22 protein-coding genes, 2 tRNA genes and 1 pseudogene are annotated in these 18,292 nt (G+C 55.7%); 15 read left to right on the forward strand and 10 right to left on the reverse strand.

What is annotated here, in order from left to right; genetic code table 11:
- Positions 1–66: 66 nt before the first annotated feature.
- The 6 genes from spoIIIAC to D1641_RS06625 all read left to right on the forward strand — a co-directional run bounded on the left by spoIIIAC (position 67) and on the right by D1641_RS06625 (position 3,414).
- Positions 67–261 carry a stage III sporulation protein AC gene (gene spoIIIAC, locus D1641_RS06600; protein WP_160663908.1) on the forward strand — a complete coding sequence of 65 codons (195 nt, stop codon included), beginning with the start codon at positions 67–69 and terminating at the stop codon, positions 259–261.
- A gap of 8 nt (positions 262–269) precedes the next feature.
- Positions 270–650 (forward strand): SpoIIIAC/SpoIIIAD family protein, encoded by a 381-nt coding sequence (locus D1641_RS06605; RefSeq protein ID WP_243149295.1) that lies wholly within the window; start codon positions 270–272, stop codon positions 648–650.
- Positions 647–1,708, forward strand: a complete 1,062-nt coding sequence (locus tag D1641_RS06610; RefSeq protein WP_160663912.1) for a stage III sporulation protein AE — start codon at positions 647–649, stop codon at positions 1,706–1,708. Before D1641_RS06605 ends, D1641_RS06610 begins: the two co-directional genes overlap by 4 nt.
- Positions 1,708–2,199: a stage III sporulation protein AF gene (locus tag D1641_RS06615; protein WP_160663914.1), complete on the forward strand. Its 492-nt coding sequence runs from the start codon at positions 1,708–1,710 to the stop codon at positions 2,197–2,199. Before D1641_RS06610 ends, D1641_RS06615 begins: the two co-directional genes overlap by 1 nt.
- Complete coding sequence (locus D1641_RS06620; RefSeq protein ID WP_160663916.1) at positions 2,196–2,708, forward strand: stage III sporulation protein AG; 513 nt, start codon at positions 2,196–2,198, stop codon at positions 2,706–2,708. The genes D1641_RS06615 and D1641_RS06620 overlap by 4 nt, the downstream gene beginning before the upstream one ends.
- 73 nt (positions 2,709–2,781) lie before the next feature.
- Entirely contained in the window at positions 2,782–3,414 is a 633-nt protein-coding gene (locus D1641_RS06625) for a SpoIIIAH-like family protein (RefSeq protein WP_160663918.1), read from the forward strand.
- 79 nt (positions 3,415–3,493) lie between these two features.
- Here the strand turns inward: D1641_RS06625 and acrA are convergent, their stop codons facing one another.
- The 3 genes from acrA to D1641_RS06640 are packed head-to-tail and all read right to left on the reverse strand — an operon-like array spanning position 3,494 to position 6,616.
- A complete protein-coding gene (gene acrA / locus D1641_RS06630; protein WP_160663920.1) occupies positions 3,494–4,633 on the reverse strand; it encodes an acryloyl-CoA reductase electron transfer subunit beta in 1,140 nt (379 codons plus the stop codon).
- A gap of 18 nt (positions 4,634–4,651) precedes the next feature.
- Positions 4,652–5,452 carry an acryloyl-CoA reductase electron transfer subunit gamma gene (gene acrB / locus D1641_RS06635; protein WP_160663922.1) on the reverse strand — a complete coding sequence of 267 codons (801 nt, stop codon included), beginning with the start codon at positions 5,450–5,452 and terminating at the stop codon, positions 4,652–4,654.
- An 18-nt stretch (positions 5,453–5,470) separates the two neighbouring features.
- The gene (locus D1641_RS06640; protein ID WP_160663924.1) at positions 5,471–6,616 is read right to left on the reverse strand and encodes an acyl-CoA dehydrogenase; all 1,146 of its coding nucleotides are present in this window, start codon (positions 6,614–6,616) and stop codon (positions 5,471–5,473) included.
- 385 nt (positions 6,617–7,001) lie between these two features.
- On the opposite strand from D1641_RS06640, the gene D1641_RS06645 reads away from it, so the two are divergent.
- Together D1641_RS06645 and D1641_RS06650 are read left to right on the forward strand one after the other, a co-directional pair.
- Positions 7,002–7,078: transfer RNA gene (locus D1641_RS06645), tRNA-Pro, on the forward strand.
- A gap of 126 nt (positions 7,079–7,204) precedes the next feature.
- Positions 7,205–8,140: a site-specific integrase gene (locus D1641_RS06650; RefSeq protein WP_160663926.1), complete on the forward strand. Its 936-nt coding sequence runs from the start codon at positions 7,205–7,207 to the stop codon at positions 8,138–8,140.
- Positions 8,141–8,183: 43 nt separating this feature from the next.
- Here the strand turns inward: D1641_RS06650 and D1641_RS06655 are convergent, their stop codons facing one another.
- Together D1641_RS06655 and D1641_RS06660 are read right to left on the reverse strand one after the other, a co-directional pair.
- Complete coding sequence (locus tag D1641_RS06655; protein WP_160663928.1) at positions 8,184–8,831, reverse strand: SprT-like domain-containing protein; 648 nt, start codon at positions 8,829–8,831, stop codon at positions 8,184–8,186.
- A gap of 127 nt (positions 8,832–8,958) precedes the next feature.
- Positions 8,959–9,237: a hypothetical protein gene (locus tag D1641_RS06660; protein WP_160663930.1), complete on the reverse strand. Its 279-nt coding sequence runs from the start codon at positions 9,235–9,237 to the stop codon at positions 8,959–8,961.
- A gap of 183 nt (positions 9,238–9,420) precedes the next feature.
- Here D1641_RS06660 and D1641_RS06665 point away from each other — a divergent pair, with 183 nt between their 5' ends.
- Entirely contained in the window at positions 9,421–9,627 is a 207-nt protein-coding gene (locus D1641_RS06665) for a helix-turn-helix transcriptional regulator (protein ID WP_160663932.1), read from the forward strand.
- A 149-nt stretch (positions 9,628–9,776) separates the two neighbouring features.
- Here the strand turns inward: D1641_RS06665 and D1641_RS06670 are convergent, their stop codons facing one another.
- From D1641_RS06670 to D1641_RS06680, 3 genes are all read right to left on the reverse strand, one after another.
- Positions 9,777–10,100: a hypothetical protein gene (locus D1641_RS06670; RefSeq protein ID WP_160663934.1), complete on the reverse strand. Its 324-nt coding sequence runs from the start codon at positions 10,098–10,100 to the stop codon at positions 9,777–9,779.
- A gap of 127 nt (positions 10,101–10,227) precedes the next feature.
- On the reverse strand, positions 10,228–10,851 hold the full coding sequence (locus D1641_RS06675) for a hypothetical protein (protein WP_160663936.1): 624 nt from the start codon (positions 10,849–10,851) through the stop codon (positions 10,228–10,230).
- 527 nt (positions 10,852–11,378) lie between these two features.
- Positions 11,379–12,398 (reverse strand): PriCT-2 domain-containing protein, encoded by a 1,020-nt coding sequence (locus D1641_RS06680; protein ID WP_160663938.1) that lies wholly within the window; start codon positions 12,396–12,398, stop codon positions 11,379–11,381.
- A gap of 693 nt (positions 12,399–13,091) precedes the next feature.
- Between D1641_RS06680 and D1641_RS06685 the strand changes: the two genes are divergently transcribed.
- From D1641_RS06685 to D1641_RS06710, 6 genes are all read left to right on the forward strand, one after another.
- Complete coding sequence (locus D1641_RS06685) at positions 13,092–13,289, forward strand: hypothetical protein (RefSeq protein WP_160663940.1); 198 nt, start codon at positions 13,092–13,094, stop codon at positions 13,287–13,289.
- Between the two features lie 4 nt (positions 13,290–13,293).
- Positions 13,294–13,485, forward strand: a complete 192-nt coding sequence (locus tag D1641_RS06690; RefSeq protein ID WP_160663942.1) for a helix-turn-helix domain-containing protein — start codon at positions 13,294–13,296, stop codon at positions 13,483–13,485.
- Between the two features lie 17 nt (positions 13,486–13,502).
- On the forward strand, positions 13,503–13,736 hold the full coding sequence (locus tag D1641_RS06695; protein ID WP_160663944.1) for a hypothetical protein: 234 nt from the start codon (positions 13,503–13,505) through the stop codon (positions 13,734–13,736).
- Between the two features lie 15 nt (positions 13,737–13,751).
- Positions 13,752–15,416, forward strand: a complete 1,665-nt coding sequence (locus D1641_RS06700; RefSeq protein ID WP_160663946.1) for a hypothetical protein — start codon at positions 13,752–13,754, stop codon at positions 15,414–15,416.
- Between the two features lie 211 nt (positions 15,417–15,627).
- Positions 15,628–16,188 (forward strand): recombinase family protein, encoded by a 561-nt coding sequence (locus D1641_RS06705; protein ID WP_160663948.1) that lies wholly within the window; start codon positions 15,628–15,630, stop codon positions 16,186–16,188.
- 136 nt (positions 16,189–16,324) lie between these two features.
- Positions 16,325–16,401, forward strand: a tRNA-Pro gene (locus tag D1641_RS06710).
- Between the two features lie 288 nt (positions 16,402–16,689).
- On the opposite strand, the gene D1641_RS19665 is transcribed toward D1641_RS06710, so the two are convergent.
- Together D1641_RS19665 and D1641_RS19670 are read right to left on the reverse strand one after the other, a co-directional pair.
- Entirely contained in the window at positions 16,690–17,664 is a 975-nt protein-coding gene (locus tag D1641_RS19665; RefSeq protein WP_160663950.1) for a collagen-like protein, read from the reverse strand.
- A gap of 51 nt (positions 17,665–17,715) precedes the next feature.
- Positions 17,716–18,292: pseudogene (locus D1641_RS19670) on the reverse strand (collagen-like protein); the annotation flags it as partial.

The raw sequence follows: 18,292 nt of genomic DNA on the forward strand, positions 1-18,292 counted from the left end.
TACAGAGATGGTGCGCCGGGATCGCCACACCCTATATATCTTAATTACGAAAGAGGGCATTTACATATGGAAGTTGATCTGATCTTTAAAATCGCGGCCATTGGCATTCTGGTAGCGGTGCTGAACCAGGTGCTCAGCCGGGCGGGGCGGGACGAGCAGGCCATGATGACCACCCTGGCGGGGCTGGTGGTGGTGCTGATGATGGTGGTTCGGGAGATTGCCAGCCTGTTCGACCTGGTGAAGAACCTCTTCGGGCTGTGATGGAGGCCATGGTAAAGCTGGCCGCCGTGGGGGTGACGGCGGTGGTGCTCAGCGCGGTTTTAAAGAAAAACACCCCGGAGCTGGCCCTGCTGCTGGCCCTGGCCGCCGGACTGTGGATTCTGGCTCTGGCGGCGGCCGGCCTGGGGACAGTGAAGGCCCTGATGGAGGAGCTGGCCCGGCAGGCGGGCCTGTCTGAGGTGCTGCTGGAGCCGGTGGTCAAGACGGTGGCCCTGTCTATTCTCACCAAGCTGACGGTGGAGATCTGCCGGTCGGCGGGGGAGGGGGGCGTGGCCGCCTTCGTGGAGACGGCGGGGACAGCGCTGGCCCTGCTGACGGCCCTGCCCCTGGTGCGGGCGGTGGCCCGGCTGATGGGGGAGCTGCTGACATGAAAAGAGTGGTGATTTTCTGCGCTTTGGCCGCCCTGAGTCTGGTCCCGGTCCTGGGGGCGGAGCTGGCCCTCCCGGAGCTGGAGCAGATCTGGGAGCAGGCGGAGGGCTATGGCGTGAGCCAGGGGGAGTCCCTGGATGACGGCCTGTCCAACCTCCTCACCGACGCTCTGGGGCAGGCGGGCCTGCTCCTTCGGACAAGCCTGGCCAACGGGATGAAGCTGATGGCGGTGGTGCTGCTGTGCTCCCTGGCCTACAGTGCCAGGGAGGGGGAGGAGAGCGCCCTCCAGGCGGTGAACCTGGCGGGGGCGCTGGCTATCACCGCCCTGACTATGACAGATATGGCGGCAATGATCGGCCTGGGCCGGGACACCCTGGGCCGGATGGAGGCCTTCTCTGCGGTCCTGCTGCCCGCCATGGCGGTGCTGACGGCGGCTGCCGGCAATGTCACCGCCGCCGCCGCCCGTCAGGGGGCCACGGTGCTCTTTTCCCAGCTGCTGATTACTGCTATGGACCGGCTGCTGGTGCCCCTGGTCTACGCCTTCGTGGCGGTGCACTGCGCCTACGCCGCTGTGGGCAATCCGGGGCTGAAAAAGCTGGCCGACCTGCTGAAGGGAGCAATTACCTTCTTCCTCACCGCCCTGCTGCTGGCCTTTGTGGGCTATCTCACCGCCAGCGGGGCCATCGCGGGCAGCGTGGACGCCGCCGCCGTCAAGGCGGCCAAGCTGGCTATCTCTCGGGCCATCCCGGTGGTGGGGGGGATTCTGGCCGACGCCTCCGAGTCGGTGCTGGCCGGGGCGGGGGCGCTGAGAGGAACCGTGGGAGCGGCGGGGCTGCTGGTGGTGCTGGCCATCTGCCTGACCCCCTTCCTCCGGCTGGCCCTCCAGTATCTGGTCTACAAGGGAGCGGCGGCCCTGTGCGCCGCGGTGGCCCAGCCCAAGCTGGTGGGTTTGATCGACGCCGTCGGCTCCGCATTCGGGCTGGTGCTGGGAATGACGGGAGCGGGGGCCCTGGTGCTGCTGGTCAGTCTGGTTTCCGCCATCCAGGCGGTGGTCCTGTGATGGGGGCGGTGCGAGGCTGGCTGCTGGCCGTCATCGCTGCCAGTCTGCTGTGCGCTCTGGCGGATGCCCTCATGCCCCAGGGGGCGGTGAAGCGGGTGGGGAAGCTGGTGTGCGGCCTGGTCATCATGGCGGCCATTGTGTCCCCTCTGGTGGATTTGGATGTGGAGGAGAGCCGGCGGTGGCTGGAGGAATGCCTTACCGGAGTGGAGCTTCGGGCGGCGGAGCTGGAGGATACCGTCGGCGGCCAGCGAAAAGCCATCATAGAACGGGAGTGCGCCGCATATATTGTGGACAAGGCGGCAGAACTTGGCTGGACCTGCACCGCCCGGGTGATCTGCGAGCCCGGGGAGGAGGGGCTGTACCTTCCGGTGCGTGCGGAGGTGTCCGGCCCCCTGCCGGAGAGCGCCCAGGTCCGGTTGAGCGAAATCCTGTCGGAGGACCTGGGGATTCCGGCGGAAGCCCAGCTTTACAGTAAGGAGGAAATGCCGTGAAATGGAAGTGGCCTGAGGCGGCCCGGCGGTGGAAGGGGGCGCTGCGGAAGTATCAATATGTGCTGCTGGTGATGGCGGTAGGAGCGGTTCTCCTGCTGCTGCCCTCCGGCGGGCGGGACAGCCCCCGGCAGGAGGCCCCGGAACAGGCGGAGGGGGCGTCCTTCGACCTGGAGGCCTTTGAGAAAAAACTGGCCCAGACCCTCTCTCAGGTGGAGGGGGCGGGGGAGACCCAGGTGGTCCTCACCCTGGACGGGAGCAGCCGTCAGGTGCTGGCCCGGAACCAGGACCAGGAGGGGGACGGAGGCTCCTCCAACACAGTGGTCACTGTGGGGAAGGGCTCCGGCCAGCAGGAGGTTGTCCCCCTCCAGACGGTGGCCCCCCAGTTTCGGGGCGCCCTCATCGTCTGCCCCGGTGGGGGAGACGCCCGGACCCGGCTGAAGCTCATCGAGGCGGTTTCCGCCCTCACCGGCCTGGGCAGTGACCGGATCTCGGTGTGTCAGGGGGGATAGGAAAAGCCTTTCAAAAGGAGCCCGTTTGCGAAGGACGGGAGATTTAAGGATCAAAAAACAAGGAGGAATTATCATGAGAACGAAAAAGTCCGACTGGTCCCAGCTTTGGAAGCGGAACGCGGTGGTGGCGGCAATCGCCCTGTTTGTGTGCGCGGCGGTCTATCTCAACTGGAGCTACGGCAAAGAGACGGACACCGGCGCGGGCAAGACCCTTGGGCAGTCCACTATGGTGGGCAAGACCCAGGACTCTCTGCTGGGCGGGGACAGCTCCGCTCCCACGGGAGCTCCGGAGGAGGGGGACGGCTCCGGGACCAAGACCGGAGGGGACACGCAGTCCGCCGAGGGGACGAACGGCGCCTATTTCGCCACCGCCCGGCTCAACCGCCAGCAGGCCCGTGACAGCGCCCTCTCCCTGCTCCAGGACGCGGCCTCCCGGGAGGACGCCGACGACGCGGTGAGAAGCCAGCTGAACGACAACATCCAGACCATGGCCAACTACACCGTCACTGAGGCCCAGATTGAGAACCTGGTGATCGCAAAAGGCTATACTGACTGTGTGGCCTTCATCGGGGAGGACGCCCTGTCCCTGGCGGTGGCCGCGCCCGAGGGCGGGCTGACCGAGGCGGACACCGCCAAAATTGTGGATGTGGTAAACCAGACCGCCGGCTTTACCGCAGACCAGATCAAGATTATCCCGGTGGAATGAGTAAAAAAGAAAGACTGCTGTAAGCAGTCTTTCTTTTTTCAGTCCGTCCTCAAAAGACGGGCGTTTTGTGCGAAATCCCTTACTTCGCGGCCTTGGCAGCCTTGATGGCCTCGATGAGCAACGGGGTGACCTTGAACAGGTCGCCGCAGATGCCGTAGTCGGCGATCTCGAAGATGGGGGCGGTGTCGTTCTTGTTGACGGCGATGATGCACTCGGAGTCCTGCATACCGGCCTTGTGCTGGATGGCGCCGGAGATGCCCAGAGCAACATAGATCTTGGGGTGGACGGTCTTGCCGGTCTGGCCCACCTGGTGGTCAGCAGACAGCCAGCCGGAGTCGATGGTGGCACGGGAGCCGCCCACGACGCCGCCGAGTACCTCAGCCAGCTCCTCGGCCAGCTTGATGCCGCCCTCCACGTCCTTGGAGATGCCGCGGCCCACGGAGACGACCACGTCGGCGCCGATCAGGTCAACCAGCTTCTTGGCGGCCTTGACGACCTCGACCACCTCGGTCTGCATATCGGCCTCGGTGAGGGAGAACTGGGGCTTGATGATCTCGCAGGCGTCGGCCTTGGCCTGGTCGAAGGCGGCCTTCTTCATCACGCCGGGACGGACGGTGGCCATGGCAGGACGGAACCGGGGGCAGATGATGGAGGCCATCAGGTGGCCGCCGAAGGCGGGACGGGTCATCTTCAGGTCACGGGACACGTCGTGCTTCTCGCCCAGCACCACGGCGTGGCTGGTGGCGTCGATGCGCTCGGGGGCCAGCGTGGAGTTCTCCTTCAGGAAGTCCTTGTAGATGCCCATGTCCACGTCCAGGTGGGTGCAGTCGGCGCACAGGCCGGTGTGCAGCCGGGCGGCGCAGCGGGGGCCCAGGTCGCGGCCGATGTTGGTGGCACCGATGAGCATGATCTCGGGCTTGTACTCCTCGATCACGTCGCAGATGACCTTGGTGTAGCCGTCGGTGGTGTAGTTCTTCAGCAGGGGGTGGTCGCAGACGTACACGCCGTCGGCACCGTAGCCGCCTAGCTCCTTGGCGATGCCCTCGATGCCCTCGCCCAAGAGGATGCCGTACAGCTTGGTGCCCAGCTCGTCGGCCAGCTTGCGGCCCTCGGAGATCAGCTCGAAGGAGGTGGGCATCATGCTGCCCTGGCGCTGCTCACAGAATACCCAGACTCCGCCCTTGAAGGCGGCAACGTCGGAACTATTAAAAGTAGACATATTCGTTTATCTCCCTTCTCAGATCATGTGCTTCTTGGCCAGGATGCCGGCCAAGGTATCGCAGGTGGCCTTGTCAGCGCCCTCCAGCATCATGCCGGCGCCCTTCTGGGGAGGCGTAAAGGAGGTCAGGATGTTGGTGGGGGAGCCGCTCAGGCCGATGGTGTCCTTGTCGATGAAGGGATGATCCTTCAGGGTGTTGTAGTCGAAGATCTCATAGGGCTTGGAGTAGCACTCGAACACGCCGCCTACGCTCATGTAGCGGGGGGTGTTCAGCTCCTTGATGCAGGTGATGAGGCAGGGAGTCTTGACCTTGATGGTCATGTAGCCGTCCTCCAGCATCCGCTTGACGGTGATGGTGTCGCCCTCTTTGGTGATCTCGGCGGCATAGGAGACCTGGGGCAGGCCCAGCTTCTCGGCGATCTGGGGGCCTACCTGGGCGGTGTCGCCGTCGATGGCCTGACGGCCGCACATGACGATGTCGTCCTTGTCGATGCCGATCTTGTCGATGGCGGCGGCCAGGATCTGAGAGGTGGCGTAAGTATCAGAGCCGCCGAACTCACGGGCGGATACCAGGATGGCGCGGTCCACGCCCCGGGCCATGACCTCGCGGAGCATACCCTCGGCGGGCGGGGGGCCCATAGAGACGACGATGACTTCAGCGCCGGTCTGCTCCTTCAGCACCAGAGCGGCCTCAACGGCGTTCAGGTCGTCGGGGTTGGTGATGGCGGCCATGGAGGCGCGGTTCAGGGTGCCGTCGGGGTTGACGGCCACCTTACCGGAGGTATCGGGGACCTGCTTGACACAAACAATAATTTTCATTTCAATCTGCCTCCTATCTTATTTCACGCCCAGGTGGCTGGAGATGACCATCCGCTGGACCTCGGAAGTGCCCTCGTAGATCTCGGTAATCTTGGCGTCACGCATCATGCGCTCCACGGGGTACTCACGGGTGTAGCCATAGCCGCCGAACAGCTGAACGGCGCGGCGGGTCACATCGGAGGCGGCCTCGGCGGCGAAGAGCTTAGCCATGGCGGCATCCATGGAGTAGGACTCGTGGTTCTGCTTCTTCATGGCGGCGGAGTAGACCAGGAACTGAGCGGCCTGCATCCGGGTGTGCATGTCGGCCAGCTGGAACTGGGTGTTCTGGAACTGGCTCAGGCGCTTCTTGAACTGGACGCGCTCCTGAGTGTACTTGATGGCCTCATTGATGGCGCCCTCGCCCAGGCCCAGGGCCTGCGCGGCGATGCCGATCCGGCCGCCGTCCAGGGTCATCATGGCGATCTTAAAGCCCTTGCCCTCCTGGCCCAGCAGGTTCTCCTTGGGAACCACACAGTCCTCAAAGATCAGGTCGCAGGTGGAGGAGCCGCGGATACCCATTTTCTTCTCGTGCTTGCCGGTGGAGAAGCCGGGGAAGTCCTTCTCCACGATGAAGGCGGAGATGCCGTGGTTGCCCAGCTTCTTGTCGGTCATAGCAAAGACCACGAAGGTGTCGGCCACGTTGCCGTTGGTGATGAAGCACTTGGAGCCGTTGAGGACGTAGTCGCCGTTCTCGTTCTTGACGGCCAGAGTCTGCTGGCCGGAGGCGTCGGTGCCGGCGTTGGGCTCGGTGAGGCCGAAGGCGCCGATCTTTCTGCCGGAGAGCAGGTCGGGCAGGTACTTCTTCTTCTGCTCCTCGGTGCCGTGCTCAAAAATGGGGGCGCAGCACAGGGAGGTGTGAGCGGACACGATGACGGCGGTGGTGCCGCAGACCTTGGCCAGCTCCTCCACGCACATGGCGTAGGACAGCACGTCGCCGCCGGCGCCGCCGTACTCCTTGGGGAAGTAGATGCCCATCATCCCCAGCTTGGCCATCTTTTTGACGGTCTCCATGGGGAACTCCTCGGTCTCGTCGACCTCTTCGGCCAAAGGCTTGACCTCAGTCTCGGCGAAGTCGCGGTACATCTTGCGGACCATCTCTTGCTCTTTCGTCAGATGAAAATCCATTTTGCAGTCCTCCTACTTTTAATTCCCGGCCTTGACCAATTTTTTTGACCGCTTGCCGATCAAAAAAGGGCAGCACGGGCCTGCCCCGGCTCCGCGCAACGGTCACGGCCGGCATTGGGATGCCTTAACCATAAAAATTATAGCGGTTTTTTTGGACTAAAGCAAGTGAGATAAGCTCAGTAAAATATACAGTTTTTGTTCCTGTAATTTAGCTAAAAAGACGAAATAAAAATTGGACTCCTCTATAAAAATAGAATATGCCCGCCTCGGCAGGGAGCGAGAGAAAAAAATGCCTGCGCAGCAAAAATTTTTTAAAAAAAGACTTGCATTTTTATGGAGGACGTGGTATCATACATAAGCTGTCCGGCGCAAGAGCCGGAGCGATCCGGGTGTGGCGAAGTTTGGTATCGCGCTTGAATGGGGTTCAAGAGGCCGCTGGTTCGAATCCAGTCACTCGGACCACGAAACCCGCAAACCGTTGCAAGACAATGGTTTGCGGGTTTTCTGTTTGCTTTTTCCACACTCTTGATTAGCCGCACAGCACGCTTGATTTTTCAGAAAAATTTGACAAATCAGGAGTGTTGAAAAATGGCTAAAATCAAGATGAAACACAGCGTCACGGTTGCGGACACATTCGCTGACTTCCTCGCTGGAAAGAAAGCGGCGGTGGTCAGTGAAAAGACCCTTGCCACCTACGGACAGCACTTTTCCGCTATCAGCAAGCACCTGTCCCCCGCTATCCCCATGGACAGGCTGAACAAGGTAGATTTGGAGGCCATGATTGCCAGCATGAGGGACGTGGGCCTCGCGGCTAACTCCATCAAAAGCTATACGCGGACGTTGAAATCTTTCCTTTCGTGGTGCAATGAGGCCGGGATAACGCGGCTCAATATCCAGCTTTACAAGGCCGAAGAAACCATTAAGGAAACTTATTCAGACGAAGAATTGAAAAAGCTGCTCAAAAAGCCCAATATGAAGAAATGCACCTTTGCTGAATATCGAAACTGGGTGATAATCAATCTCCTGCTCAATAATGGTTGCCGCGCCGCTACCATCCGCAATATTCAAATCAAAGACGTAGACATTGAAAACAAGGTGATTTATCTGCGGCATACCAAAAACAAGCGGGCACAGGTCATTCCCCTCTGTGAAGCCCTCTGCGGCGTTCTGCGGGAGTATATGCGGGTACGCGGCGGCGGTGGAGATGATTACCTGTTTCCCAATGAAAACGGCTCACAGTTGACGGAGAACGGCCTGCGGTGCAGTATTGCCAGCTATAACAGGCGGCGGGGCGTGGAAAAGACAAGTATTCACCTGTTTCGTCACACATTCGCAAAAAAGTATCTGGTGGACTGCGGCGGGAATGCGTTTACCCTCCAACGGCTTTTAGGCCACTCCACCCTTGACATGACAAAACACTACTGCGCGATATTTGACGCGGACATTTCCAAAAACTATGACAGCTTTTCCCCACTGACACAGATAAAAGGTACGGAGGGCAGTAAAATCAAAATGGGGCGGTAATATATACAAATGGGCGGGGATTGTTCCCGCCCATTTTTGAAGTTCACTTTACAACAACCATCTGCGTGTCACAGTCCAGACAGGCGATATTGACCGTTTTCGTTGCCCGGACGGAATTTCCACAGCAGGGGCAAATATACTTTCGCGTGCTGGACGGGCGCGGCGGCGGGGTGGTATTCGCTCCGCTGTGTCGGCCCGTTCCCGTGATCTGAAACCCGCTGTATTCGTTCCTGTTAATCAGAATGTCGGTCAAGCCGTTTTCAAGGATGAAATCGAGGAGCGCGTCACTGGGGGAAGTATGCGACCACCCGTATTTTTTGCTGTGCTCCACGTTCAGCCCATGGGCCTCTGCCGCCGCTTTGAATTTCTTATTGTGGTAGGTATTCCCCCGGCTACAATCCTGTATGCCGTTTTCATAGTTGAAATAGTGTACCATCTCATGGAGCAAGGTTGCCGCTACTTCCTCGATGGGCCGCGCCAGCGTTCCCGCGCCGATGTTGATTTCATGCGTCCCGCCCAGCTTGGAAACCCAGGTATCATCCCGCAAGGAAAAGTGACCGTATGCGCGGGGCGTGGACTGGATGGTAATGGTGGGCCTTGAAAGTGTGCTTTCAAAAAATTCAGCGTTCAGCAGGTCAAAAATTTTGTTCAGATACCCGGCTACCCGGTTGTAGCTTGTCAATTCTTTCATGTTTCTTTCTCTCCTGTTCTTGATTTTTGGGAGAGGGCAAGCTATAATGTTCTTGCCCTCTCCGTGATTGGTGGGGGTGGGGCCTCTTGCGTGGTGCTTTGGTCGGCTGTCACGCAAGGGCCTTTTCTCATGCGCTGATGGAGAAGCGGCGGCTGGAAACGGCTTTCGTGTAAGCCTTGTAAACGTCGGGCATGACCTTTTTGAAAGCGGTGGTATCGAACCGATTAGAGATTACAGAAGTCCAGCGCACGATGTACTGTCCAGCGGTCAATTCCTCTGTTTCCCGCTCCAGCATTTCCGCCTTGATAGCGTCCCGGAGCGCGTCGGCCTCTGCCTTGGCTTCTTCAATAACAGATTCCCATTCGTTCAGTGCCTCGATTTTGGCTACCAGTTCGTTTCTGCTCATGTTCAAATCTCCTTTTGTTTTATTGGGGTGTTCCCCTTAACTGTCTATATTATAGCACGATTTATCGTGCAAGTCCACTGGCGCTTTGCACGAAAAAACGTGCCAAACTTTGTTTAATTTTGCACTTGAAATCGTGCAAAAAGTAAGTTATAATAAGGACAATGGAAAAGGAGGCTCTTTATTATGGGGTTGCAATACAAGATAGATGTCCTCAGTGCGCTTAAAGAGAAAGGATTTAATACGAATAAAATTCGCACAGAAGGGCTTTTAAGTCAGTCTACATTACAGAAGTTCAGAGAAAAAAAGGGAGTTTCGTGGGAAAACCTTGAAACACTTTGCGCCCTTTTGGATTGTCAACCTGGGGATTTAATAGAATACATCAAAGAATAGGAGTATTGCCATGTTCCCAGATACAGACTTGCCCCTCGCCCTCATCATGGAGGAAATTTTAGGATGGGAGAAAAAGCCCGACACCGAAACAGACGATGAAGAAGAATAGAGGCGGGAGAGGTTGCAAACCTCTCCCGCCTCGGCGGTTTTTAACGAAAGTGATACCCGTCAAGCCAGTCTTTCAGCCTTGCTATGGCGATTTGTATTGCTTCCTCGGCGGCGGGCAACATCATTTCTGCTTGCTGTTCCTCTGTCCCCAGCACACGCCGCAAAGCAGAGCGCAGAGCACTTCGCTGTTGCTCATGCTCTGGGCCTGACCGTCTGCTACGAATATAAGCCTCATGCGCCGGGTAGGGGTTCCCGTTGGCGATTGCGTCCCAAATATTATTGCGCTCTACGTTGTGCATTTCCGCCTCGAAAGCGGAAACGATGTATTCAATGAAATTATCAAAGTTGTTTACTACGGTAGCCATTTTTTTGCTCCTTTCTATTTTTGAATATGTATTTTCAAGTTCTGCCTGTGACTTTCATCACGCTCCCGAATGTTGGATTTATTCTCTTTATTACCAACATCCGGGAGCGTTTGCAAAGTCCCAGAAGTCACACGAAAATTCTCTGATAGTGGCCCTGATATAGCTTTTTTATCAGGCCGTCTTTACAGAATGTCTTGATATTCCTATCAGTGAAACCTTGTGCGCGGAGTTCGGCAGTTGTCCACCTGTCCCCGGTCAAATCGACAAACCGTTTCGCGGTTCGGCGGGCGGCTTTTTCTGCGTTGTGGGCGGCGTTGTACGCGCCCATATCAGCGTGAATATTGACGTTCTCCTTTAGGGACGTGTCGCGCTCAAAATTAACCGTGAATTGATAGCTGTCGCTCCCCATGTCCCCGGCAAAGGGAAAAGGCGCGGCTCCGTCTTTCAGATATTGATAGGCCCATTTGACGATTGCCCGCCGCACATCGCCGGGGACGGTCAGATAAAGGCCGTTCTGATAGTAGAGCAGGCGCATAACCGTTTGAATGACTTCCAGTGTGGCGGCGGCTCTGGCCTCTCTCTGCTCTGTCAGATATTGCAGGAGCGGGACGGCCCACCACTCCCACATCATGGTGTACCCCGTGTAAACGGCCCTTGTAGCGTCGAGTTCGGCCTTGTAGCACCAAAGGCCCTTGACCCGGCCCCCGCTGGCTTTGCCCTCCACGCTCAGGGCTTGCCCGAATGACACCATTTTTTCGTGGCCTTGGGGCCAGCGCATACGGGCAAGCCACAGCTGCGCGGACTCGGTTTCAGACTACGCGGCAAACCGCTCTAAATCTTCCTTGTCCTCGGCGGCTACATGAACGAGCGGGAATTGTTGGGCGAGAATGTGATATTGCAGTTTGGCCCGCTGGCTCCCGCCCAGCCTGTAAATATCGTCTGTGGCAAAGGCCACCTTGTACGGATATTTGCGGTAGTCCTACGGGAAAGCCATTTGATAAAAGTCCTCCCGTTTGTATTGATTGCCGCAGTACAGAATGAAGTGATTTTTCCGCCCCGGCCTCTCGCTGGCCTCGCTGTCACCAAAGGCGTTTGCCGTGACAACGGTTTTCGTTGTTGGGACGGTCAGCCATGCAATCGGCTCCCCGCGAAAGGTCGGCGGTTCGGCGGCTCCCCGCCCCGCTCTTTCGAGCGGGAGCGGGACACCAACCGCAAAATCCTTTTGCCCGTTTGTACTCACATTGCCACCATCTCCTTTTTTGAAGTGCAGGTTTCAGCTTAAAAAGCACTTGTCATATTTTCATGCAGTATCGCGTCCCACCCGCGATTATTGAGACGTGTGTTCGGCCCTCTGACAATGATGTTTTCCCATGTAACCGCACAGCCCTGTGGGACGTAGCTGTGCCCCGGCTCACTCCAGAAGCGGAACACGTCGCCGCCCAGATCGTCACCGAACACGTGCCAGATGTTCAAGCCAATGCTGAACCATTCCTCACGTGTGCAGTCTGGAGAAAGAGTTTTGAGGTCATCAAAAATTTCCCTCTGTGCGCTGTTCATGAGCTCCAGAAGCGCATTTTCGTCCTTGGGCTGGAACAGCACCGGAGCGCGGCCCATGGCTCTGTGTTCCATGCTTGTCCACCCTGTTTCAATCGGTCGGGTCAGGGTGAAGTTGTCTTTAATCAGCGTATAAAGCTGCTGCGTCTTATCGGTCAGGCCAACAGAATTGTCCCACGGCTCCCACTCATAAATGAAGTGACGAGCGTCGCAAAAGAAATCAACCTTGTTTGCGCCGTCCAGCGTCGTGTTGCCCGTGGAGCAGACAAAACTTTTTGCGGCCTTGCTTGCCAAAAGGTTAATACTGTCAAAGAACGGAGCGGCGGTGTCCTTGTTAATGCCGTAAAACATGTGGTAGCCTCCGCCCTGTGAACGTGTCACCTTGTCGGCAAGATTTTTCGCGCTCTGAAAGAAGCCGCTGGTTTCATCGAAACGGTCGAAGTCGATAACGAATATATGCAAATCGCCGCACATAGCGTTGTCAAGGTAGAGACTGACACGCAAACTTTCGTCCCCTCTCACACGCTTGTTTCCGTTCAAATAGCGTTCAAAGATTTGCGTTGCCCGTTCATAGGACAATGCGTAGTATCGGCCCAAAGTGCCGCCCTTGCCGCCCCACAGCTTTGCAGGATAGCCGTCGCTGTCGATGAACATAGGCACTTTGATAATTGCGCCGCTTTCGCGCTTGGATTTGCCGCCCAGCGTAAAGCAGTTATTATAGTGATTATCAGTTGTAGGATTCATACAGGAATCCTCCTTTCGTTTAATAGTGAAAGCGTTTTTAGAGGTTTTACCTCTCTCTCACTTTCTATATATATTATAACATAAAATTTTTTTACAGGCAATTAAACGATATAATGAGAAAAATTGAAGGAAATCTAAACAATTAGAGAGACTTTAGCGGAAGACGCCAAACCATGAAACTACACATTCAAGGTCGTTCGCCTCATAAAATTTTTTCGCGTTGCGGAGCGGGACACCACAGCAGAAGCCCCCGACAGCCACAAGGCCACCGGGGGAGGGTTTCGGGATTTTACATTTCCGAATTTCGATACTGGGTTTTTTTGGTGGATTTCCCGACCGACACAAAATCACGGCGGACGCGGACGTTTACGGCGGAAACGGGAGAAATCCACCTGAAAACGGTGGCATACTTGCAAAATCCAGTGAATTTCACTTGAAATCAAGAGAACTCCGGGCGTTACACGTTGAAATCCTGCAAAATCGAGCGGGAACGCGGTGAAATCGAGTAAAATGCAGCCGTTTTCACCCGGCGCGGCTCTGTTTTCGCTGCGTATCGTCTGATTTTCGGCGGAAACAAAAAATTTTGAGAAATTTTGCAAAAACACTTGACAATATATATATATGATAGATTGTACGAAATGCTGTGTAATTTGCACAACATCGTACATTTTTTATTTGTAGGAGGTAAAATCTATGCGTATCATTCTCGACACGGAAAAGGGCCGTATCATTCTGCCCAAAAACTTCTTTCCCCAGCTTGACAGGATGAACAAAGTCCTTGCTGATGGCGGCTCTGACAAAAAGTGGACAGCGGAGGATTATGTCCGCGACCAGTTTGACAAGGCCATGAAGGAAACCATGCTCCGGGCAGAGGATAAGGTTGTGAAGTGAGGCGATGGCGAAGGGAACAAAGGTCACAGAAAAAGAGCGGGAAAAGATGTGGCAACTCTACCAGCAGGGCGGCTCATTCAAGGCCATAGCAAAGAAGCTGCGCCGAAGCCCGGACACTGTTTCCCGTCATGTGCATGAATATGAGGCGGCGGTACGCGCCACAGGGTACGTCTTAAATCAGGGAAATATAAAGTAAAGAAAGGGCAGATACTTATGGAATTTGTTATTGTTGGGCTGTTGGTTTTGGCAATCATCATTGCGATTGATTGGTTCGCCGCAAAGACCATGTATGAAATCGCGGTGATGAAGGGACACCCGCAGAAGAAATATTTTTGGTGGTGTTTCTGGATGGCGATGTTTGGTTATCCGATGGTAATTGCTCTGCCCGACAGACGCGGTGCACAGGTGCAAAGCGGCCCCAGCGCGGACGAACTTCCTGAACTGTAAGGAGGGCAAGGGCAAATGAGTGAGAGATATTCAAAGCTGTTTGCCCTGTCTGAAAATCTGTACTCTGCGGGCGCTCCTGTCGTGATTGCGGCGGGAGCGTTGCAGAAAGATAATCAGTCGGGCAAGGTCTTTGCACAGCTTAAAATGCGCAATATTCAAGATAAGGTAATTAAAGCCGCAACGGTGAAAATCGCACCCTTTGATACAGTGGGAAAACCCCTCGGCGGGACAGTTGACTACCAGTATTTAGACCTGTCGGCGGGGCGTGACACTGATTTTGGACAGAAAACGCCTGTCATGCTCAAAGAGGCGGCAACGCGCTCTTTCGCTGTTTCCGTGTTGGAGGTCATATTTTCCGACAACAGTATTTGGACAGCCCCTGACGAGGCATGGGAGCCGCTTTCCGCTCCTGTCACACCAGAAAAGGAATTTACGGACGGCGAACTTGCAAAGCAGTACCGGGCAAAATACGGGGCAGATTGTAAGTGCATTTTCAAAAAGGAAAAAGACCTTTGGCGTTGCGCTTGCGGGGCTGTCAACCACGACAGCGAAAAGAACTGCCATAGTTGCCAGAGAGAAGCCGCCGCGCTTGCCGCGCTGGACATGGACGAACTGAAAGCAGACCGGGACAAGAGGCTTGCGGTGGAGCAGAAAAAGGCCGCAGAGGAAAAAGCGGCGGCGGCGGAGCAGGCGAAGAAAACAAAGAAGATTGCCATGATTGCCGCGCCGATTATCGTTGTTGCGATTGTGGCGGCGGTGCTGATTTCTAACTTTGTGAAAGCACAGCAGGAAGAAGCGGCGCGACTGGACGCTTACAATGCCGCTGTTGCTCTTGTAGAGGCAAGACAATACGATGAAGCGATTGCCGCCTTTACAGAACTTGGAGATTATAAGGACAGCGCGGAGCAGATAAACGAAACCACCTACAATCAAGCTGTTGCACTTCTTGAATCTGAAAATTATGATGAAGCAATTTCCATTTTTACAAAACTCGGAAATTACAAAGACAGTGCAAATCAGGTTGAACACGCAATCGACTTGCAAACAGAGGCCGCATTGTTGAATGATTACCAGACTGCAATAGATTTGCTGAATACGGAGCCGGGTACAAAAGAATACTATGAGGCCGTGGCGGAGAGCCGTCAGCTATTAGTATCTCTGAATGGCTATCGTGATTCAAATGAGTTACTACAGAATTTTTACACCGATATTATTTGTGCGCTCACTTCTAACCCCAAAGATAATCGTTATTATCAATATGACGATGAGGGTAAAATTATTTATGACGGGGTATATACCTATAACTATCATGAAGATGGCACAGTGGACACTTTTACGATTTCATCTACTACCTACAAAGCCGTCAGCTATGACAGTGAGGGAAGAATGCTCCGGGCAGAGGCCGAATCCTATCCGTTTTTTTACACATATACTTATGATGAAAATGGCAGGTTAATCAGCAGAAACTGGGACGGCGTTGATACTCCGGAAGAAGTATTATATACTTATGACGATAGCGGACGGATAACTAGCAGTAAAAGAACTAATTATATGAGCCTTGGGTACACGATTGAACACACATCTTATTATGGCTATATTGACGAAAATGGGACGGTCCTGTCAAAGGGAGACTCTACCTATCAAATTGGCTGGATTTATGTGCCTAATGCAAAACGTTAAAGCCATAAAACTACGGGGCGGGAACAATCCCGCCCCTCACCGTTTCTGTCAATAGGCTATACCCTAATGGCATATTAAAACAGGCCGCTTTTCTGTGTCACACAGATATGTATTGCTATTTTGAAATATTGCAATAATTAAATATATTCTATTGACACATTCCGCCCCTTGTGGTAGAATAATAACAGATAAAGCAAAGGGGGCGCGGCTTATGCGGGTTGGTTACGTGCGGTGTTCCACCATCGAACAGAACGAAGCGCGGCAGTTGAAAATGATGGAAGAACAACAGGCCGAAAAGCTGTTTGTTGACAAGGCCAGCGGCAAGAACACAGACCGCGCCGCATTCAAAGAAATGATGGGCTTTGTTCGTGCGGGGGACATTGTGGTGGTGGAGAGCATTTCCCGTATTGCCCGGAATACCCGCGACCTACTCTCCATCGTGTCAGACCTGACGGCGCGGCAAGTGGAGTTTGTCAGTTTGAAAGAGAACATCGACACCACCACCCCGCAAGGGCGGTTCATGCTCACAGTGTTCGGCGCGTTGGCTGAATTGGAGCGGGAGAACATTTTAGAGCGCCAGCGGGAGGGCATAGAGATTGCCAAAGGCGCGGGCAAGTACAAGGGACGAAAGCCGTTGGACGTAGACGAAACGCAATTCAAAGCGGTTTGCGCCCGCTGGAGGGCGGGAGAGATAACCGCCACCGCCGCCATGCAGGAGGTAGGGCTAAAGCCCAATACATTCTATCGGCGGGTCAAGGACATGAGCTTGTGAGGGCATAGAAAAGGGGCCGAAAAAGTTGACTTTTCCGCCCTCTGGTGATATACTGAAAAAGTAAAAATCAAGCGCGTTACACTTGAAAAAATCAAGAGTGAACCGCTTAAAAATCCAGTGTTTTCAATGGTTTTATCCGGGTGTGGCGAAGTTTGGTATCGCGCTTGAATGGGGTTCAAGAGGCCGCTGGTTCGAATCCAGTCACTCGGACCAGAAAAAGTTCTGAAATCGAGAGGTTTCAGGGCTTTTTCATATTTTTTTGACTTTTTGAAAAATGAGGGCGGGCAGAAACCTGGTATCTGGTGGTATGCAGTGGGTGCATTTTGGTGGGGTTGGGGACGGACGGCCCTGATTTGAAATGGGGGCCTCATTTTAGCGCCGGAACCTGTTGCGATGCAATAGATTCCGGCAATTTCTTTTCTTCTTCAGGGGCCCTCTGTTATACTTTTATAGCCTCACTTTTGCGGTTCATACGGGCTTCGTTTTTCCGAAGTCTATACCTCAAGCCAAGCGGAGCATGAACAGGGAGGCCCCGGCAGACTTAGCCGGCAGAACGACCGGCGTGGCGCTGATCACCCGCAGGGAGACCCTGTCGCCCTTGCTCAGCGGCACCAGGATCGTGCCGGAGAAGTGGTTTGCGGCCAACTGCGGAGTCATGACGGAGGCTTTATTGACCTTATTGTTGATTACGATCTGAGCAGTGCCTGCCACCGGTGTGGAGGGGTTGAGGTTGTAGGAAATCTGGAAATATCCGCCTTTTTCCACAATAAATTCGCTGTTGGCTTTATCGATGCCAATATCTGTGGACCTATTCCCAACATTCGGCAAAGGCACCGTGACACCTAATAGAGCGTCGCCTAATGGATCGGGGAGGATGGTGCCTCCCGTGTAATTTGAAGCAAAGGCGGAGACGGCTGTGACGTTAGGGCCGGTGGGGCCGGTGGGGCCGGTAGGACCCGTTGGGCCATCCATGCCTGGGGAATATTTTCCGGCAGGGCCCGTTGGACCGGTGGGCCCGGCAGGGCCGGCAGGGCCCGCTGCACCGGCAGGTCCAGTGGGACCGGTGGTTCCTGTTGCTCCTGCCGCTCCTGCCGCGCCGGCGGAGCCGGTGGGGCCGGTGGCTCCAGTGGGTCCGGCAGGGCCGGTGGGACCAGTGGCTCCAGCGGGGCCAGCGGGACCCTGCGCGGGGGTGGTATCTAGCGCGCACTGCATCTTGGATTTGAGGAGGAGCTGGTTCTGCGTGGCGGTTTCCAGCAGCTCCTTGACACTCCCGTTGGCGTTCAGCACATCTTTTACGGTAGCGGCGGGGCCGCTGAGGCCGGGCAAGGTGCCAAGGATATATTGCAGCTTCTCGCCCTCGGCGTTGAGGATATGGCTCATTCCTAACTCCTCCATAGCGATGGAGGAAAGAATCTGATTGACTGCGTCTTCCCGCTTGATGGGCGGGTCAATATTGGGAAAGCTGGGCAGAGACATAAAATAATCTCCTTTCTAAGTGGGTGTGCACACCAGGAATGTGCCCCTTCATTACTTCTCTTCCAGGAGAATGATACTCAGAGAAGCGCCCGTTCCGCTGCCCGCCAGGGTGACAGTTTGAGCCTTTGGAGAAAGTCCGGGGAGGGGTGCCGCGCACAGCTGGAGCTGGAGCGTCTCACCGGCGTTCATAAGATGCACCTCCTGATTCTCAAAGCTGGCAGTAGGAGCCGCGGGGATAACCATAGTAGTGTATCGCGCCATGCCGGCTATGAGCAGCTTGGTCCCTACCTGCGCGGGCTTGGTGAGATTCACGCGGTAAGAGAGCAGATAGACGCCCTTTTTGTTCACCTGAAACATGGTGTTCTCCGGGTTGGCAGTAATATCTGCGGACATGACCTGGGCATCCGGCAGAGGGATCACAACACCGGAGTAGGCCGGCACATTGAAGTCAGGTCCTTGGGTGTTGGCGGCGAAGGCTGCGGCTGCTGTAGGGTTGGGGCCGGTGGCCCCGGTGGGTCCAGCGGCTCCCGTGGGACCGGTGGCGCCATTGCGGGCCACGCCTTCCGTGGTGACACCCTGCGGACCTGCGGCCCCGGTGGGTCCGGCTGCGCCCGCAGCCCCGGTGGGT

Source organism: Colidextribacter sp. OB.20 (genome assembly GCF_009911595.1).
Lineage (GTDB): Bacteria > Bacillota > Clostridia > Oscillospirales > Oscillospiraceae > Lawsonibacter.

Coding starts and splice junctions, on each gene's coding strand:
- D1641_RS06705 (WP_160663948.1), top strand. CDS start 15,628: ATGCGGGTTGGTTACGTGCGGTGTTCCACCATCGAACAGAACGAAGCG.
- D1641_RS06650 (WP_160663926.1), top strand. CDS start 7,205: ATGGCTAAAATCAAGATGAAACACAGCGTCACGGTTGCGGACACATTC.
- D1641_RS06695 (WP_160663944.1), top strand. CDS start 13,503: ATGGAATTTGTTATTGTTGGGCTGTTGGTTTTGGCAATCATCATTGCG.
- D1641_RS06675 (WP_160663936.1), bottom strand. CDS start 10,851: ATGGTGTCATTCGGGCAAGCCCTGAGCGTGGAGGGCAAAGCCAGCGGG.
- D1641_RS19665 (WP_160663950.1), bottom strand. CDS start 17,664: ATGTCTCTGCCCAGCTTTCCCAATATTGACCCGCCCATCAAGCGGGAA.
- D1641_RS06605 (WP_243149295.1), top strand. CDS start 270: ATGGTAAAGCTGGCCGCCGTGGGGGTGACGGCGGTGGTGCTCAGCGCG.
- D1641_RS06700 (WP_160663946.1), top strand. CDS start 13,752: ATGAGTGAGAGATATTCAAAGCTGTTTGCCCTGTCTGAAAATCTGTAC.
- D1641_RS06640 (WP_160663924.1), bottom strand. CDS start 6,616: ATGGATTTTCATCTGACGAAAGAGCAAGAGATGGTCCGCAAGATGTAC.
- D1641_RS06655 (WP_160663928.1), bottom strand. CDS start 8,831: ATGAAAGAATTGACAAGCTACAACCGGGTAGCCGGGTATCTGAACAAA.
- D1641_RS06660 (WP_160663930.1), bottom strand. CDS start 9,237: ATGAGCAGAAACGAACTGGTAGCCAAAATCGAGGCACTGAACGAATGG.
- D1641_RS06685 (WP_160663940.1), top strand. CDS start 13,092: ATGCGTATCATTCTCGACACGGAAAAGGGCCGTATCATTCTGCCCAAA.
- D1641_RS06680 (WP_160663938.1), bottom strand. CDS start 12,398: ATGAATCCTACAACTGATAATCACTATAATAACTGCTTTACGCTGGGC.
- spoIIIAC (WP_160663908.1), top strand. CDS start 67: ATGGAAGTTGATCTGATCTTTAAAATCGCGGCCATTGGCATTCTGGTA.
- D1641_RS06615 (WP_160663914.1), top strand. CDS start 1,708: ATGGGGGCGGTGCGAGGCTGGCTGCTGGCCGTCATCGCTGCCAGTCTG.
- D1641_RS06670 (WP_160663934.1), bottom strand. CDS start 10,100: ATGGCTACCGTAGTAAACAACTTTGATAATTTCATTGAATACATCGTT.
- D1641_RS06690 (WP_160663942.1), top strand. CDS start 13,294: ATGGCGAAGGGAACAAAGGTCACAGAAAAAGAGCGGGAAAAGATGTGG.
- D1641_RS06610 (WP_160663912.1), top strand. CDS start 647: ATGAAAAGAGTGGTGATTTTCTGCGCTTTGGCCGCCCTGAGTCTGGTC.
- acrA (WP_160663920.1), bottom strand. CDS start 4,633: ATGTCTACTTTTAATAGTTCCGACGTTGCCGCCTTCAAGGGCGGAGTC.
- D1641_RS06665 (WP_160663932.1), top strand. CDS start 9,421: ATGGGGTTGCAATACAAGATAGATGTCCTCAGTGCGCTTAAAGAGAAA.
- acrB (WP_160663922.1), bottom strand. CDS start 5,452: ATGAAAATTATTGTTTGTGTCAAGCAGGTCCCCGATACCTCCGGTAAG.
- D1641_RS06625 (WP_160663918.1), top strand. CDS start 2,782: ATGAGAACGAAAAAGTCCGACTGGTCCCAGCTTTGGAAGCGGAACGCG.